This window comes from Microbacterium suaedae, from assembly GCF_003254645.1.
Lineage (GTDB): Bacteria > Actinomycetota > Actinomycetes > Actinomycetales > Microbacteriaceae > Microbacterium > Microbacterium suaedae.
This window is the reverse complement of record NZ_PNFD01000001.1, coordinates 1,118,284-1,134,592: the sequence shown is the minus strand read 5'-3', so window position 1 is coordinate 1,134,592 and position 16,309 is coordinate 1,118,284. Positions and strand designations below refer to the sequence as shown.

Genomic DNA, 16,309 nt, shown 5'->3' with positions numbered 1-16,309 from the left:
GATGCTGAAGTCTCTGAACACGGGCCTCATCCGTCCGCGGCGGTTCTCGCGCGACACGGCCCCGAGCGCGAGCCGCGACGATGCCTATTACGCGGCGTCGCAGTGGAAGCTCATGGCGAAGAAACTGCGCTCGCACCGCCTCGCGCAGATCAGCCTCGTCATCCTCGGGCTCTTCTACCTCGGCGCCCTGTTCGCCCCGTTCCTCGCGCCCTACGGCCTCGAGTCGTACGACAGCGCGTACGTGAACGCGCCGCCGACCGCGATCCACCTCTTCCACGACGGGCGATTCGTCGGGCCCTATGTCCACGGCATGACGACCGACCGCGACCCCGAGACGCTGCGGCAGATCGTCGTGCCGGACGAGAGCGTGGTCCACCCGATCCAGCTGTTCGCCGAGGGACGCACGTGGAGCTTCCTCGGCCTGTTCGAGACGAACGTCCACCTATTCGGCGCCGCCGGAGACGGCCGCGTGTTCCTCCTCGGAACCGACGGAATGGGGCGCGACCTCTTCAGCCGGATCCTCCTCGGCAGCCAGGTGTCGCTGTCGGTGCCCCTCGTGGGTGTCGCGATCAGCTTCGTCCTCGGCCTCGTGATCGGGTCGATCTCGGGCTACTTCGGCGGGCGCATCGACTTCGTGATCCAGCGGATCATCGAGATCCTCCGGTCGTTCCCGACCCTGCCGCTGTGGATGGCGCTGTCGGCCGCGATCCCGTCCGGCGTCTCGGTCGTGCAGATGTTCCTGCTCATCACGATCATCATGGCCTTCATCGAGTGGACCTCGCTCGCCCGGGTCGTGCGCTCGCAGTTCGTCTCGCTGAAGAACGAGGACTACGTGATGGCGGCCCGCGTCGCGGGCGTCTCGACGATGCGGATCATCGCGACGCACCTCGTGCCCGGATTCATGAGCTATCTCGTCGTCGCGACAACTCTCGCCGTCCCCGCCATGATTCTCGGCGAGACCGCGCTGAGCTTCCTCGGCCTCGGCATGCAGGCGCCCGCGACGAGCTGGGGCGTGCTGCTGCAGGAGGCCCAGCAGGTCGCGAACATCGCGTTCTATCCGTGGAAGCTCTTCCCCCTCGCCGCGGTCATCGTGACCGTGCTCGCCTTCAACTTCCTCGGCGACGGCCTTCGCGACGCCGCCGATCCGCACAAGTGAGGATCCCCATGACGACGATCACCGATACCGTGCGCTCTCCGCTCGCCGCCGGAACCGCCGTGCTGCGCGCGAGCGAGCTGCGCTCCGAGCTGCCGACCGAGAACGGAACTCTGCGCGCCGTCGACGGCGTGAGCTTCACGCTGCGTGCGGGGCGGACCCTCGGCCTCGTGGGCGAATCCGGATCCGGGAAGTCGCTCACGAGCAGGATGCTTCTACGCCTCAACCCGCCGAGCTTTCGCGAGACGGGCGAGGTGCTGCTCTCCGGCGACGAGCCGCTCGACATCATGGAGCTGCGCCGCGACGGACCCGTGATCCGCAGCGTGCGCGGCCGGCGCATCGCGATGATCTTCCAGGAGCCGATGACGGCGTTCTCGCCGCTCTACACGATCGGCAACCAGATCATGGAGATGATCCTCCTGCATCGCACCGATGACAGGAGCGAAGCGCGGGCGATCTGCCTCGAGATGCTGAACAAGGTCGGGATCGCCGACGCTGAGCGGCGCATCGACCAGTATCCGCACGAGTTCTCGGGCGGCATGCGGCAGCGCGCGATGATCGCGATGGCGCTGTCGTGCGACCCCGAGGTGCTCATCGCCGACGAGCCGACGACGGCGCTCGATGTCACGATCCAGGCGCAAGTTCTCGACCTTATGCGCGGCCTGCAGCGCGAGCTCGGGATGGCGATCCTCTTCATCACGCACGACCTCGGCATCGTCGCTGAGATGTGCGACGACGTCGCCGTGATGTACCTCGGCCGCATCGTCGAGCACGCGCCCGTGCGCGAGATCTTCCGCAGGCCCCGCCACCCCTACACGCGCGGCCTGCTCGACGCGATCCCGAAGCTCGGACGCGGCCGGACGGCGCGGCTCGCATCGATCGAGGGCACTGTGCCCCAGGCGATCGACCTGCCACCCATGTGCGGCTTCTTCGATCGGTGCCCCGTGCGGATCCCCGGGCTCTGCGATGCGCGGGATCCGGAGGAGGTGCGCGTCGGCGACGAGCACACGGTGCGGTGCGAGCGCCACGGGCCCGACGCGCCGGCCGATGACAGCGAGAAGGAGGCGAACGCATGAGCGCCGAAATGATCGCGGATCCCGCGACGACGTCGACCGACCGTGCCGTGCTGCGCGTCGACGGGATCGTGAAGGAGTTCGACGCCGGGAAGACGGGGAAGGTCGTCGCCGTCGACGATGTGTCGTTCACGCTGAATCGCGGCGAGACGTTCAGCGTCGTCGGAGAGTCGGGAAGCGGGAAGTCGACGCTCGGCCGCGTGCTTGTGCGCGGCATCGAGGCGACGGCCGGATCGGCCTGGTACCGCGGCGACGAGGCGGCGGACGAGATCGACTTCCTCGATCTGGGGCGTCGCGAGCTGAAGCGCGTGCGGCGCGAGCTGCAGATGATCTTCCAGGATCCGTTCTCGTCACTGGATCCGCGCATGACCGTCTTCGACATCATCGCCGAGCCGCTGAAGGCGACGACGCGAGTGTCGACGCGGGATCTCCAACGGCGCGTGCGGGAGATCGCGGAGCGCGTGGGCTTGGATCCGAGTCACCTGCGCCGCTACCCGCATTCGTTCTCTGGCGGGCAGCGCCAGCGCATCGGAATCGCGCGGGCGCTCATCACCGAACCGAAGATCATCGTCGCCGACGAGGCCGTCTCGGCGCTCGACGTGTCGATCCAGGCGCAGATCATCAATCTGCTGAAGGATCTGCAGGACGAGCGCGATATCGCGTTCCTCTTCATCGCCCACGATCTGTCGATCGTCGAGCACATCTCCGACCGCGTCGCTGTGATGTATCTCGGCCGGATCGTCGAGATCGCCGAAACCGACGATCTCTTCGCGCGGCCGCGGCATCCGTACACGGAGGTTCTGCTGTCGTCGGTTCCCGTGCCGGATCCCGACGCGAAGCGCGAACGCATCATCCCGCTGGGCGAGGTGCCGAGCCCAACCGATCGCCCGTCGGGGTGCCACTTCAGCCCGCGCTGCCACTACGCGACCGACCTCTGCCGCTCCGAGGCGCCCCCGCTCGCCGAGACCCGCGACGGCCGAGTCGTCGCCTGCCACCGTGCCGATGAGCTCACGCTCCGCGGCATCGATCACGACCCCACAGGAGAACCCGCATGACCGCCGTGACCGCCCCCGCGACCAGCTATATCGTCTTCCTCGACTGCGGAGACACGATCATCGACGAGGGCACCGAGATCCGCGACGATGACGGCGTCGTGATCGCCGGCGAACTGCTTCCGGGCGCCGACGCCATGGTCGAGGGGCTCGTGGAGCGCGGCTACCGCGTGGCGCTGGTCGCCGACGGCATGGCGCAGTCGTTCAAGAACCTGCTCACGCTGCACGGTCTCTACGACGCGTTCGAGTCGGTCACGTACTCGGAGTGCGTGAAGGCCGAGAAGCCCAGCCCGCGGATGTTCCGCGCGGCTCTGGGATCCCTCGAACTGACAGAGAGCGACGCGCCGCGCATCGTGATGGTCGGCAACAACCTCGCGAAGGATGTGCGCGGCGCCCGCGCGATGGGCATGATCTCGGTGCACCTCGCGGGATCCCCGCGCTACAAGGCCGAGCCCGACGGTGCCGAGGAGCGCCCCGACTACACGATCGCGTCGCCCGACCAGCTGCTGCCACTGCTCGACCGCCTCGAGCGCTTCCAGGCGGCGTAGGTAGGGGTCGCCAGAAAACGCCAGTCCTACCCCGCCGCGACTGGCACTTCTTGGCGACCCACCCGGCTCCTCGCATTGGGTCGCCAGAAAGTGTCAGTGCGGGCACCCCGCGACTGGCGTTTTCTGGCGACCCATGCCTTAGGCCACCCGCTCGAGCAGGAGCGAGGTGCGGAAGGAGCGCGGGGCGAGGCGGTGGCGGGGGAGCACGCCCGGGCCGCAGCTCGCCGTGCCGACGCCCGACTGCGCCAGGTCGATCGACACGTGGGTGCGGCCGTCGGCGCGCAGATCCCAGTTGTGCTCGGCGCGGGCGATCTCCTCGCGCGCATACGGCGAGACCGTGAGGGCGAACGGATCCGCGAGAGCGCGCACGCGCAGCGCGCCGGCGTCCGTGCCGATCGTCGCGTCGACGACGCCCTGCCGGGCCCCGCTCTCCTGCGGACGCACATTGTCGACGACGAGCTCGTCGGAGGCGATGTGCCACCAGCCGAAGCGCGCCGCGTCGACCATGTCGGGGTATGCCGACACGGGGCCGAGGCCCGCGAACCGCAGCGCGGTCGGCGCCGCATCCAGCACGAGGTCGAGGCCGAGTCGCGCCCAGTCGACCGGCCACTCTCCGGCCGGGTCGATCTCGACATCGAGGCGCACCGATGTATCCGACACGGGTGTCCAGCTCAGGTGCGCGTCGACGGCGCAGTCGAGGATCGGCGCGCCGGTGCGGGTGCGCACGCGGACGACGTCACCGTCGTCGAACGACACGAGCCGCGTCACCATGCGGTCCATGCCGGCCGCGCGCCAGCGATCCGCCATCGGCGTCGGGTCGACCTCGCCGTGCAGCTGTCCGTGATCGTTGTCGGTCGGCGCGCGCCACACCCCGACGGAGGGGCCGGCGACCGCGAGGCCGCCGAGCGACGTGAGCGCTCCCGAGACCGTGTCGAACGCGGCGGAGCGCGCGGTCGCGCCCGCCGGCTCGGCCGTCGTAACGCTCGGAGCGCCCGTCGACGGATCCGCGGGCGTCGACGGTTCCGCGTCGTCCGACGGATCCGCGCCCGCCGACGTCTTACCGTCGGCGATCCCTGCGTACCTTCCGTCGTCTGCAAGCTGCGCTGCCACCCGCACGTCCTGACCGTGGCCGACGGCGTGGCCTGCGGCGGCCCACGGGCTCGCCTCGCGCGTGACGGCCGCGAGCGTCAGCACGTCCGCCGTCGTCGATTCGTGCGCGCCGCGGCACTCCGCGGGCAGCTCGAGGCTCGCGGCTGAGCGCGGCCCGCACGCGGGCATCGGGATCCGTCCCTCGGCGACGACGTCGCCGTCGACGACGCGCTCCCACGCGAGCTCGAGGTGGGAGAGATCGACGTGGTCGTATCGGTTCTCGACCGTCGCGGAGGCGCGGCCGGCGTCGACCGAGAGCCGCACGGGGGCGATCACGGCGGCGTAGTGGGTGAGGCCGGGCCGCGGCTCGCGGTCGGCCGAGACGAGCCCGTCGATCACGAAGTTGCCGTCGTGCACGCGCTCGCCGAAGTCACCGCCGTAGCGGATCCGCCCGTCGTCGCCGCGGATCCCGTGCTCGACCCACTCCCAGACGAAGCCGCCCGCGAGGCGGGGGTAGCGCTCGAAAAGGTCCCAGTACTCGCGCATGCCGCCGGGGCCCGTGCCCATCGCGTGGACGAACTCGCACTGCAGGAAGGGCAGCCGTGCGCGGCGGGCGTGCGCGGCGTCGGCGTCGAACGCGGGCCCCGCGAGGCCCTCCTCGCCGATGCGGCGCACCTCGTCGTGACCCGCGTACATGCGCGAGTACACGTCGGTGTGGCGGCACGACCAGTCGCCCTCGTAGTGCAGCAGGCGGTCGGGGTCGAACTGTTTCGTCCACAGGGCCATCTGGTCGAGGTTGCGCCCCGTGTGCGACTCGTTGCCGAGCGACCACATGATTACCGATGGGTGGTTCTTGTCGCGGTGCACCGTGCGGCGCATGCGGTCGAGATAGGCCTCGCGCCAGCGGGGATCGGCGCTGGGGTTGCCGCGCCAGCCGATGAACTCGAAGGCGTGCGTCTCGAGGTCGCACTCGTCGATCACCCAGAACCCGAGCTCGTCGAAAAGATCGAGCACGTCGGGGTGGGGCGGGTAGTGCGAGGTGCGGACGGCGTTGATGCCGTGGCGCTTCATGAGCAGCAGCTCGTCGCGCACGAAAGCGGCGTCGAACACGCGCCCGCGCTCGGGGTGGTGCTCGTGGCGGTTCACGCCGCGCAGCATGATCGGGGCGCCGTTCACGAGGATCTGCGTCTCCCGCACCTCGACGCGGCGGAATCCGATCCGCAGCCGGACGGTCTCGGACGCCGTGGACAGCTCCGCGTCGTAGAGCCGCGGGGCTTCCGCCGACCACGGCTCGACGGCGCCGGCGTCGATCGTGTCGCCTGCCTCCTCATCGATTCCGAGCTCGGCGATCCGGATCCGCGCGGGCGCGTCGGCCTCGACGTCGATCCGGAGGGATCCGCGCCCGGTCGCTGGATCGAGGTCGGCGTGGACGAAGGCATCGCGGATCCCGCCCGCGGGCCGCGCGAGGAGCGTGACGCTGCGGAAGATCCCCGGCAGCCACCACATGTCCTGGTCTTCGAGGTACGTGGCGTCGCTGAACTGCGCGACGCGCACGGCGAGGCGGTTGGCGCCGGGCCGGAGAATGTCCGTGACGTCGAACTCGTGCGTGAGTCGGCTGCCGCGCGTCGAGCCGAGGTCGACGCCGTTGAGGCGCACCTCCGCGGCCGACTCGACCCCGTCGAATCGGAGGATCTGCCGGGGGTAGGCGAGAAGCGCCGGATCCGCGTCGAGGTCGAGGACGTGGTCGCCGATCGGGTTGTCGTCCGGCGGGTGCGGCGGATCGAGGGGGAACGGCATCTGCACGTTCGAGTACGCGGGGGATCCGTGCCCCTGGAGGTTCCAGTGCCCCGGTACTTCGATGGTGTCCCAGCTCGAGACGTCGGTGTCGTCCCAGGCTCCCGTCGGCGCGGCGCGCAGCGCGGGGTGCACGCGGAAGCGCCAGGTGCCGTCGAGCGACTGAGCGGGGGCATCGGAGTGGAGCCGTGCGCGAGGCGGCAGGCTTCCCTCACCGGGGGACGTGCGGGCGATCTGCATGGGGCTCCTTCTCGTCAGCGAGGCACGAGGGCGATCCTACCGGGAGCCGGGGAGCGGGTAAGCGCTTGCCGAATCGAGTCGACGCGGCTACGGTATCGACGACAGGATGTCCTGACAAAGCGACATGGGAGTCCTGAGTCCCATCCCCCATACAGTCAGCGCGTTCGATGGGGAACGCGAGATCGGATGCCAATCATGAACCGTTCACGCACATTCCGCACGGCGGCCGTCGCCGGTGCCGCGGTGGGAGGCCTGCTCCTCGCCGGCTGCTCGGGCGATGCCGGCGATGGCGAGGTCGTCCTCGAGTTCGTCCAGTCGGGCGATGTGAATCAGGGCGGCGGATACGCGATGCTCGCCGAGCAGTACTACGAAGAGACGGGCGTGCGCGTCGATGTCGTCGAGGTGCCCAACGCCGATCTGCGCACGCGGCTGCGCACGGCTGCGCAGGCGAACGACGTTCCCGCGCTCGCCGCGTCGCCGTCGACGGATCCGGCCTGGACCGATCGCCTCCTCGACCTGACGGACGTCTTCGCGGGTGCGAACATCATCGACACGCTCAGCGTCGCGGATCCGACGGACGACAAGGTCAAGGCGCTGCCGACGACCCTGACCGCCGTCGGCATGTTCCTCAACACCTCGCTCTGGGACGAGGCCGGCGTCGCCTACCCGACCTCGATCGACGAGGAATGGACCTGGGATGAGTTCGTCGACCGCGCGAACGAGGTCGTGGAGAGCACCGACGCCGAGTACGGCGCCGTCATGGACCGCTCGGCGCACCGCCTGCGCTCGTTCCTGTTCGAGTTCGGCAGCCAGGGCGTGACCGAGCAGGCAGACGGAAGCTGGGCGCTCGACGACGAGGGCGCCGAGGCGTTCGAGTACTTCAAGGGCATGCACGACTCGGGCTTCATGCCCGCGGCCGTGTGGGGAGCCGGCGACGACCCGAGCGCGACCTTCAAGAGCGGCCGCGTCGCGGCGTACATGTCGGGTGTCTGGCAGATCGCCGACTTCCAGGACAACATCGCCGACTTCGAGTGGGCGTCTGTTCCCCTCCCGCAGCAGCCGGTGCGCGCCACCAACTACGGCGCTGCCAGCTGGATCGTCGCCTTCGATGGCAGCGGCGTCGAGGAAGAGACCCGCGACTTCATCGAGTGGATGTACTCGGAAGAGCACTACCGCGACTACTGCGAGGTGTCGGGCTGCCTGCCCGCCGTCGAGGGCATGGAGATCGAGTACGAGGCGGACGCGGAGGCGTTCGAGCTCTACAACGACGAGATCGCGGCGTCGCCGCCCATCTCGGCCGTGCAGACGACCGACGGTCTCATCAACGGCTACCTCGGCCGTGCGATCGACTCCGAGCCGCTCGAAGACGAGATGGTGCGCTACCTCAACGGGGAGACCAGCCTCGACGAGGCCGTCGCCGCCGTGAACGAGGCGTCGACGGCGCAGATGAGCGATTGATCGGCCGGCGCCAGATGACTTCCCTCCTTGCACAGGGCGCCCCCGCACGCGCGGGGGCGCCCGCCCCGCGGCGGCGCCGACGCCGACGTGCCTTCGGTCGATACCGCACGGCTCCGTTCCTGTTCACGGTCGGCACCGCGGTGCTGTTCGCGCTGTTCTTCCTCTGGCCCGGCGTGCTCGGCCTGTCGTACTCGCTGACCGACTACCGCGGCTGGGGTGACGCCGAGTTCGTCGGCCTCGACAACTACTCCGCGCTGCTGCGGGATCCCGACTTCTACGGCGCTCTCGGCCGCACCCTCGTCTACGCCCTGTTCTCGGTGCCGCTCGGGTACTGCCTCTCGCTCGCGATGGCGGTGGCGCTGAACGCGGTGGGATCCAAGGGGAAGACGGCGGCGCGCATCATCTTCTTCCTGCCGTGGCTCGTGTCGCCGATCGTCACGGGCGTCATCTGGCGGTGGATGTTCGGCGAGAGCTTCGGCTTCGTCAACTACCTCATCGGCCTCGTCGGGGGCGGTGGCCTGCCCTGGTCGTCGAACGCCGATCTGTCCCTGCTCGTCGTGATCGTCGCATCGGGATGGGCGGGCGCCGCCTTCAACATGCTTCTGTTTATCGCCGCCCTCAACAACGTGCCGCAGTCGTACTACGAGGCCGCGGAGCTCGACGGCGCGAACGGCTGGCAGCGCTTCTGGCACATCACCCTTCCGAGCATCGCGCCGACATCGGTCCTCGTGATCCTCCTGTCGACGCTGTCGCAGATGAAGGAGTTCGCGATGATCCAGGCGCTCAACGATGGAGGGCCGGGCACGCGCAACCGCCTCATCGTGCAGTACATCTACGAGACCGGATTCGAGAGCTCGGAGATCGGATACGCCAGCGCGGCGTCGATGGTCCTGCTCGTGGTGCTGATGATCATCGCGATCATGCAGCTCTGGGTGAGCCGAAGGAGCAACGCATGGTGATCGCCCCGCCGACGAAGAGCACATACGCCGTCACGGTGCCGGGAGGCGGATCGCGGCCGCGCCGACGCGCCACGGGGCGCTGGCGCCGCGCGGTGATGCCGACGACCTTCCTCTGGGTGCTCGCCGTGCTCATGGCGTTCCCCTTGCTGTGGTTCCTGCTGTCGTCGTTCAAGCCGGGCAGCGAGCTGTTCAGCTACCCGCTGTCGTTCCTGCCGCGCGAGTGGACCCTCGACGGATATTCGCAGGCGTTCGAGCGGCTCGACTTCTTCCGCTACCTCGCCAACAGCGCGATCGTCGCGACCGTGTCGACCGTCGTGACCGTGTTCCTCTGCGCGACGACGGGGTACGCCCTCGCGAAGTACCGCAATCCGTGGCTCAACGTTCTCGGCCTGTGCATCCTGTCGATGACGATGCTCCCGGGCGAGGTGATCCTGAACCCGCTGTTCATCGTGATCCGTGATCTCGGGCTCTACAACTCGCTCCTCGGCGTCATCATCCCGACGATCGTCACGCCGACGGGCGTGTTCATGTTCCGGCAGTTCTTCGTCTCGGTACCCGACGAGCTGCTGCAGGCGGCGCGCATCGACGGCGCGAGCGAGTACGGGATCTTCTTCCGGATCATGATGCCGCTGGCCCGACCCATCATGCTCACCCTCGCGATCGTGTCGTTCCAGTGGCGCTGGAACGACTACATCCTGCCGCTGATCGTGCTGGGGGATCCGCAGAACTACACCCTGCAGATCGCGCTGCGGTCGCTCGTCGGCGCCGAGAACATCGAATGGAGCATCCTGCTCTCGGCGTCGGTTCTCTCGATGATCCCGCTCGTCGCGCTGTACCTGGTCTTCCAGCGGTACATCACCTCGTCGAACATCAACGCCGGATTGAAGGACTGACGTGCACCACGCGCCGCGTCTCGCGCTCGACCGTATCGACCGATTCCTCGCGGAGTTTCTGCCGCGGGGCGTCGTCGCCGAACGCGTTCCGCTCGAGATCGCGGCGTGGGAGGTACCGGGCGAGCCCATCGCGTTCGACCGGATGCGGCGGGACGCCGAGTTCGCTCCCGCCGCGCCGGGCGATGCGTGGGGCGCGCCGTGGGGCACGACGTGGCTGCGGGTGCGCGGATCCGTGCCGGAGAGCTGGGCGGGCGCGGCGCGCGTCGAGGCGTCGATCGATCTGGGCTTCAACGGCGCGAAGCCGGGCTTCCAGTGCGAGGGGCTCGTGCGCCGGCCCGACGGCACCGCGGTCAAGGGCCTCGAACCCCGAAACCACCACGTGCCGATCGTCGCAGCCCCCGGCGAGGCGTTCGAGTTCTTCGTCGAGGCGGCGTCGAACCCCGATCTCTCGGGCGGCGACGACTTCGGAAGCCCGCTCGCCTTCGCGGCGACGCCCGCCGGCGACCCCGCGACGGCCGGAGACGGGCCGCTCTACCGGCTCGGCGCGGTTGAGCTGCGATCGATCGATGCCGAGACCGAGCGGCTGCTGCGCGAGGCGACGGTTCTGCGCGGGCTCGCTGGTGAGCTGGCCGAGTCGGATCCGCGCCGTGCGCAGATCCTCGACGCCCTCGAACGCGCGCTGTACGCGATCGATCCCGACGCGCCCGGATCCGCGGCGGCGGCCGCTCGCGAGATCCTCGCGCCGGTCCTCGCCTCGCCCGCCGTGGGATCCGCGCACCGGATCACCGCGACGGGGCACGCGCACATCGACTCGGCGTGGCTCTGGCCGAGCCGTGAGACGGTGCGCAAGGTCACGCGCACCTATGCGAACGTCCTCGCACACATGGATGATGACCCGGAGCTCGTCTTCGTCAGCTCGTCCGCGCAGCACTTCGCGTGGGTGAAGGAGGCCGATCCCGAGCTGTTCGAACGGATCCGCGCGCGCGTCGCCGAGGGACGGTTTGTGCCCGTCGGCGGGATGTGGGTCGAGTCCGACGTGAACATGCCGTCGGGGGAGTCGCTCGCCCGCCAGCTGCTGTACGGGACGCGGTTCTTCCAGGACGAGTTCGGCGTGCGCAGCGAGGTGGGGTGGCTGCCCGACTCGTTCGGCTATCCGGGCGCGCTTCCGCAGATCCTCCGCCGCGCCGGGATCCGGTGGTTCTTCACGCAGAAGATGTGCTGGAACGACACGACGAAGATGCCCCACCACTCGTTCCGCTGGGAGGGCATCGACGGCACGCAGATCTTCACGCACTTCCCGCCGAACAACACCTACTCGGGCGATATGCGCCCCGTCGAGCTTGCCCGCAGCGTGCGCGAATTCGCCGACCACGGCGGCGCGACGATGTCGCTCATGCCGTACGGATACGGCGACGGCGGCGGCGGTCCGACGCGCGAGATGACCGAGGCGGCGCGGCTGCAGGCCGACCTCGAGGGATCCCCGCGGGTCGAGATCGGCACGCCGCGCGACTTCTTCGTGGCCGCCGAAGCCGAGTACCGCGATGCTCCCGTCTGGTCGGGCGAAATGCACCTGCAGTTCCACCGCGGCACCCTCAGCTCGCAGTCGCGCACCAAGCGCGGAAACCGGCGCTGCGAGAGCCTCCTCGTCGAGGCCGAGCTGTGGTGCGCGGCGGCCGCGCTGCGCGCGGGCGCGGCGTATCCGCACGATGATCTCGACGAGCTGTGGCGCGAGGTTCTGCTCCTGCAGTTCCACGACATCCTCCCCGGCAGCGCGATCGCGTGGGTGCATCGTGAGGCCGAGCGCGCGCACGCGCGCGTCGCCGAGGCGCTCGAGCGGATCATCCGCGACGCGCTGCGGGCTCTCACGGGCGAGGGCGAGCAGCGGATCACCGTGAACCCCGCGCCCGTCGCCCACGCGGGCGTGCCTGCGCTCGCCGGCGGCGTCCCCACGGCAGGCGCCGACGTCGACGTATCGGCTGGATCCGACGGCTTCCGCCTCACCTCCGACACCCTCGACGTGCGGATCGCGGCCGGCGGCGCGATCACGAGCATCGTCGACCGTCGCTCCGGACGCGACCTCCTCGCGCCCGGCCACCCGGCCGGGATCCTACAGGTGCACGTCGATGCGCCTGCGCGCTGGGACGCGTGGGATCTCGACCGTTCGTACCGCCTCGCGACGACGACCCTGACGGGCGCCGCGCGACGCGAGGGCGACACGGTCGTCGTCGATCTCGTCCACGGCGACAGCCGCATCAGCCAGCGGATATCGCTGGATCCCACGGGCGGTGCCGTGCGGATCCGCACGACCGTCTGCTGGCGCGAGCGGCGACGGCTGCTGAAGATCGCCTTCCCGCTCGACGTGCACGCGCACGACGCCGCGTTCGAGACGCAGTTCGGCCACGTGCGGCGCGCGCTGCACGACAACACGCCGTGGGATGCGGCGCAGGACGAGTCGTGCGCGCATCGCTGGGTGCACGTCGGCGAGCCCGGATTCGGCGCCGCCATCGTCAATGACGGCATGTACGGCCACGACGCGCGTCGCGCGAGCGTCGACGGGCGCGTGATCACGACGATCCGGCAATCGCTGCTGCGGGCGCCGACCTTCCCGGATCCCGGCGCCGATCAGGGCGAGCACGAGTTCGTCTCCGTGATCGCGCCGGCGGCGACGACCGTCGATGCAGCCGCGTGGGGGATGCGGGTGGGCGCGCCGCTGCGCGAGCTCGTCGGCGGATCCGTGCCCGAGGCCCTCGTTCGCACCACCGGCGACACCTCGGCGATCGTCTCGGCGGTCAAGCTCGCGGCCGACCGGTCCGGCGACGTCATCGTGCGCGTGCACGAGCATCGCGGCGCGCGCACCTCGGCGCGACTCGTCTGGGGATTCGACGCCGCGTCGGTGAGGGAGTGCGACCTCGTCGAGGATCCGCTCGCCGACGGCACCGGGGCGCTCGTCGGGGCCGACGAGAGCGGGGCCGACGTCGCGCTGCGGCCCTTCGAGGTGCTGACGCTCCGCGTCGCGACGGGCGGGTGAGCCCTACGCCCCCGACACGATGGCGTTGGCGATCGCGTCGAGGTCGACGCCCGGCCGTACGGCCCGATTCGTCAGCAGGACCCACGCGATCCCGGCCGTCGGGTGGATCCAGAACTCCGTCCCCGACCAGCCGCCGTGGCCGTACACATCGCGGTCGATGAGGCCGGGCGCGCGCGTGCGCAGGTTCCAGGCGAAGCCCCAGTCCTGGCCGCGCTCGGCGGGGTACGGATCGAGGCGCGGGATGTCGCCCGTGAGCGGTCGGCGCATCATCTGCAACGTCGCGGGGCGCACGATGTTGCCGCCGTCGCGGAGGAGCGCCGAGCCGATCCGGAGCAGATCCTCGGCGCGGCCGAGCAGCCCCGCGCCGGGGTGCCGGAGCGCCGCGAGGCGGTCGATGTCGAGGCCCTGTTCGGCTGCGTCGACGACGGGGTGCGGATCCGCGGCCTCGTCGAGCGTCAGCCCGTCGGCGCCCGCCGCGCGGGCGAGATCCGCGACCTCGTCTTCCCAGGAGCGGCCCGTCGCGTGCCGGATGAGTTCGGCGACGCCCTCGAACGCCACGGAGGAGTAGCGGGAGGCGGATCCGGCCGCGAAGTCGCGCCCGGGCGTCCGCAGCGCCGCCGCGAGACCCGCGGGAGCGTCGAGAGGCGGCTCGATGATGCCGGAGGTGTGGCTGACGAGGTGGCGCAGCTCGGCGACGTCGTCGCGCCCCGCGCCGAACTCGGGTACGGCCTCGGTCAGGCGCGTGAGGGGTGTGAGGAGCCCGCGCTCGACGGCCCGCGCGGCGGCGAGGCCGACGAGCGGCTTCGTGATCGAGAAGAGCCGGAAATGATCGTCCGTGCGGGCGGCGCGGCCGTCCGTCCCGCCCCACGCGTCGAGGTCGACGACGCCGTCTGCCGTCGCGACACCGAGCACGGCCGCGGGTAGGCGGCCCTCCGCCACGTGCGCGCGGACGAGATCGAACGCGGCGCTCACGCGCCCTCCCGCGGCGCGAGCGCGAAGACGAAGCCCTGCGGATCCAGGGAGCGGGTGCCGAAAGGCTCGCCCGACTCGAGGAGGGCTCCCGGCGCCGTCACCGTCGCGGGCTCCGTGCCGTGGTTGATGATCGTCAGCAGTTCGCCGCGCCGGGCGACCTCGACATCCGCGGGGATCTCGCCGACCTCGCCCGCGACGCCGGCGTCGTCGAGCAGCGCCCCCAGAACGCCGTCGAGCGAGTCGGGCGCGGGCATCGTCGCGAGGTACCAGGCGGCTCCGGATCCGTGCGCGCGGCGCGTGATCGCGGGCCGCCCCTCGGACGGCCCGGCCGTGAACGTCGCGACGGCCTCGGCGTCGTCGGCCCAGACGGCCTCCGCGACGACGGTGCCGGATCCGCGGAGCCGGCCGTCGAAGGCGACGTGCGCGCGCGGGTCGTTGCGTGCGGCGGACGCGGATCCCTCCTCGCCCGCGCGCTCGGCGACGACCTCGCGCGCCGGCGGGACGAGGGCGCGGAAGTCCTCGAACGCGACGCCGAGTGTGGGCCCGAGCTGCGTGAGGAATCCGCCGTCGCGGAAGCGGTCGTTGTCGTCGACGATGTCGGTGAACGGCCCGGCGGCGAGCACGCCGCCCGCGTCGACGAACGACGTCAGCGCCGCGGCCCCGGCGGAGCGCAGCAGGTACAGGAACGGCGCGATCGCGAGGCGGTAGCGAGAGTCGACCTTCTCTGGCGGAACGATGTCGACCATGACGCCGCGACGTACGAGCGCCGCGTGCCAGTCGCGCACGAGCTGCAGGTAGTCGAGTCGCGTCGGGTGGCCCTCGCCCTCGACGGCCCACCAGTTCTCCCAGTCGAACACGAGCGCGACGGGTGCATCGTCCGCGGGCGTCGGGAGCTCCGGCAGCGCCGAGAGCCGCTCGCCGAGAGCGACGGTCTCCTTCCAGGTGCGGGTGCGCCTTCCGGCCTGCGGCACCATCGCCGAGTGGAACTTCTCGGCGCCCGCGCGCGACTGCCGCCACTGGAAGAACATGATCCCGTCGGCGCCGCGGCCGATCGACTGGGCGGTCTCAGCGGCGAGCTGACCGGGCATCTTCGACGGATTCGACGGGCGCCAGTTGACGGCATCGGTCGCCTGCTCCATGAGGATCCACGGCGTGCCGCGCTTGAGCGAGCGCACGAGATCGCGCTGGAACGCGGTCGTGAACCGGCGCTGCGGATCCAGGGGATCGGGGTAGCAATCGTCGGTGATGACGTCGATGTGCGGCGCCCACGAGGCGTAGTCGGCGGGCGGGAACGCACCCATCATGTTCGTCGAGATGGGCTGTGTCGCACCCGCCTCGCGGATGATCCGCTTCTGGTCGAGGAAGACGTCGAGCCACGTGTCGGACATGAAGCGCTTGTAATCGAGCACCTGTGAGGGGTTGCGGATGAAGGGGGCGTTCCGCGGCGGGAACACCTCGTCGAGGGATCCGTATCGCTGCGACCAGAACGCGGTGCCCCAGGCGTCGTTGAGGGCGTCGACCGATCCGTAGCGCTTCTCGAGCCAGACGCGGAACGCGTCGCGCGCGGCGTCGGAGAAGTCCTCGTTCAGGTGGCAGCCGAGCTCGTTGTCGACGTGCCACATGACGACGCCCGGGTGGTCGCCGTAGCGCTCGGCGAGGCGGCGCACGAGCTCGACGGCGAGCCGGCGCCACGTGGGCGACGCAGGGGAGTGGTGCTGTCGGGATCCGTGCCAGTACGGGGATCCGTTCTCATCCGCCGCGAGGATGTCGGGGTGCGCGGTCGTCATCCACGGCGGCGCGGAGGCGGTCGCGGTGGCGAGGTTCACGCCGATCCCGCCGGAATGCAGCAGATCGATGATGCGGTCGAGCCAGGCGAAGTCCCACGTGTCGGCGGAGGGCTGGAGGCGCGACCACGAGAAGATCCCGAGGCTCACGGTCGTGACGCCGGCCTCTCGCATGAGCGCGACGTCCTCGGGCCAGACGTCCTCGGGCCACTGGTCGGGGTTGTAGTCGGCTCCATACAGCATGGGGTCTCCTCGATCGAGATTGG

At 70.4% G+C, this 16,309-nt stretch carries 11 protein-coding genes; 8 read left to right on the top strand and 3 right to left on the bottom strand.

Annotated elements, in window-relative coordinates:
• The first annotated feature begins 1 nt into the window (after position 1).
• From C0012_RS05065 to C0012_RS05050, 4 genes are read left to right on the top strand one after another with little or no spacing between them, the layout of a single operon-like run.
• Positions 2–1,156, top strand: coding sequence for an ABC transporter permease (locus C0012_RS05065; RefSeq protein ID WP_110589466.1), 1,155 nt, complete (start codon positions 2–4; stop codon positions 1,154–1,156).
• A gap of 8 nt (positions 1,157–1,164) precedes the next feature.
• Positions 1,165–2,229, top strand: coding sequence for an ABC transporter ATP-binding protein (locus tag C0012_RS05060; RefSeq protein WP_110589467.1), 1,065 nt, complete (start codon positions 1,165–1,167; stop codon positions 2,227–2,229).
• Positions 2,226–3,281, top strand: a complete 1,056-nt coding sequence (locus tag C0012_RS05055) for an ABC transporter ATP-binding protein (RefSeq protein ID WP_110589468.1) — start codon at positions 2,226–2,228, stop codon at positions 3,279–3,281. Before C0012_RS05060 ends, C0012_RS05055 begins: the two co-directional genes overlap by 4 nt.
• On the top strand, positions 3,278–3,826 hold the full coding sequence (locus tag C0012_RS05050; RefSeq protein WP_110589469.1) for an HAD family hydrolase: 549 nt from the start codon (positions 3,278–3,280) through the stop codon (positions 3,824–3,826). The genes C0012_RS05055 and C0012_RS05050 overlap by 4 nt, the downstream gene beginning before the upstream one ends.
• A 138-nt stretch (positions 3,827–3,964) precedes the next feature.
• On the opposite strand, the gene C0012_RS05045 is transcribed toward C0012_RS05050, so the two are convergent.
• On the bottom strand, positions 3,965–6,949 hold the full coding sequence (locus tag C0012_RS05045; RefSeq protein ID WP_110589470.1) for a glycoside hydrolase family 2 TIM barrel-domain containing protein: 2,985 nt from the start codon (positions 6,947–6,949) through the stop codon (positions 3,965–3,967).
• Positions 6,950–7,144: 195 nt separating this feature from the next.
• Here C0012_RS05045 and C0012_RS05040 point away from each other — a divergent pair, with 195 nt between their 5' ends.
• Genes C0012_RS05040 through C0012_RS05025 form a run of 4 tightly spaced genes read left to right on the top strand, consistent with a single transcriptional unit; the run spans position 7,145 to position 13,287 of the window.
• Entirely contained in the window at positions 7,145–8,407 is a 1,263-nt protein-coding gene (locus tag C0012_RS05040) for an extracellular solute-binding protein (protein WP_110589471.1), read from the top strand.
• Between the two features lie 14 nt (positions 8,408–8,421).
• Complete coding sequence (locus C0012_RS05035; protein WP_110589472.1) at positions 8,422–9,366, top strand: carbohydrate ABC transporter permease; 945 nt, start codon at positions 8,422–8,424, stop codon at positions 9,364–9,366.
• A complete protein-coding gene (locus tag C0012_RS05030; RefSeq protein WP_110589473.1) occupies positions 9,360–10,259 on the top strand; it encodes a carbohydrate ABC transporter permease in 900 nt (299 codons plus the stop codon). Before C0012_RS05035 ends, C0012_RS05030 begins: the two co-directional genes overlap by 7 nt.
• A gap of 1 nt (position 10,260) precedes the next feature.
• Positions 10,261–13,287 carry an alpha-mannosidase gene (locus tag C0012_RS05025; RefSeq protein ID WP_110589474.1) on the top strand — a complete coding sequence of 1,009 codons (3,027 nt, stop codon included), beginning with the start codon at positions 10,261–10,263 and terminating at the stop codon, positions 13,285–13,287.
• A 3-nt stretch (positions 13,288–13,290) separates the two neighbouring features.
• On the opposite strand, the gene C0012_RS05020 is transcribed toward C0012_RS05025, so the two are convergent.
• Together C0012_RS05020 and C0012_RS05015 are read right to left on the bottom strand one after the other, a co-directional pair.
• Entirely contained in the window at positions 13,291–14,259 is a 969-nt protein-coding gene (locus C0012_RS05020; protein ID WP_110589475.1) for a serine hydrolase domain-containing protein, read from the bottom strand.
• Complete coding sequence (locus tag C0012_RS05015; RefSeq protein WP_110589476.1) at positions 14,256–16,286, bottom strand: beta-galactosidase; 2,031 nt, start codon at positions 16,284–16,286, stop codon at positions 14,256–14,258. Before C0012_RS05015 ends, C0012_RS05020 begins: the two co-directional genes overlap by 4 nt.
• Positions 16,287–16,309 lie beyond the last annotated feature (23 nt).

Excerpts from the sequence above, each read along its gene's own strand:
- C0012_RS05065 (WP_110589466.1), top strand. The coding sequence starts at position 2 with ATGCTGAAGTCTCTGAACACGGGCCTCATCCGTCCGCGGCGGTTCTCG.
- C0012_RS05060 (WP_110589467.1), top strand. The coding sequence starts at position 1,165 with ATGACGACGATCACCGATACCGTGCGCTCTCCGCTCGCCGCCGGAACC.
- C0012_RS05055 (WP_110589468.1), top strand. The coding sequence starts at position 2,226 with ATGAGCGCCGAAATGATCGCGGATCCCGCGACGACGTCGACCGACCGT.
- C0012_RS05050 (WP_110589469.1), top strand. The coding sequence starts at position 3,278 with ATGACCGCCGTGACCGCCCCCGCGACCAGCTATATCGTCTTCCTCGAC.
- C0012_RS05045 (WP_110589470.1), bottom strand. The coding sequence starts at position 6,949 with ATGCAGATCGCCCGCACGTCCCCCGGTGAGGGAAGCCTGCCGCCTCGC.
- C0012_RS05040 (WP_110589471.1), top strand. The coding sequence starts at position 7,145 with ATGAACCGTTCACGCACATTCCGCACGGCGGCCGTCGCCGGTGCCGCG.
- C0012_RS05035 (WP_110589472.1), top strand. The coding sequence starts at position 8,422 with ATGACTTCCCTCCTTGCACAGGGCGCCCCCGCACGCGCGGGGGCGCCC.
- C0012_RS05030 (WP_110589473.1), top strand. The coding sequence starts at position 9,360 with ATGGTGATCGCCCCGCCGACGAAGAGCACATACGCCGTCACGGTGCCG.
- C0012_RS05015 (WP_110589476.1), bottom strand. The coding sequence starts at position 16,286 with ATGCTGTATGGAGCCGACTACAACCCCGACCAGTGGCCCGAGGACGTC.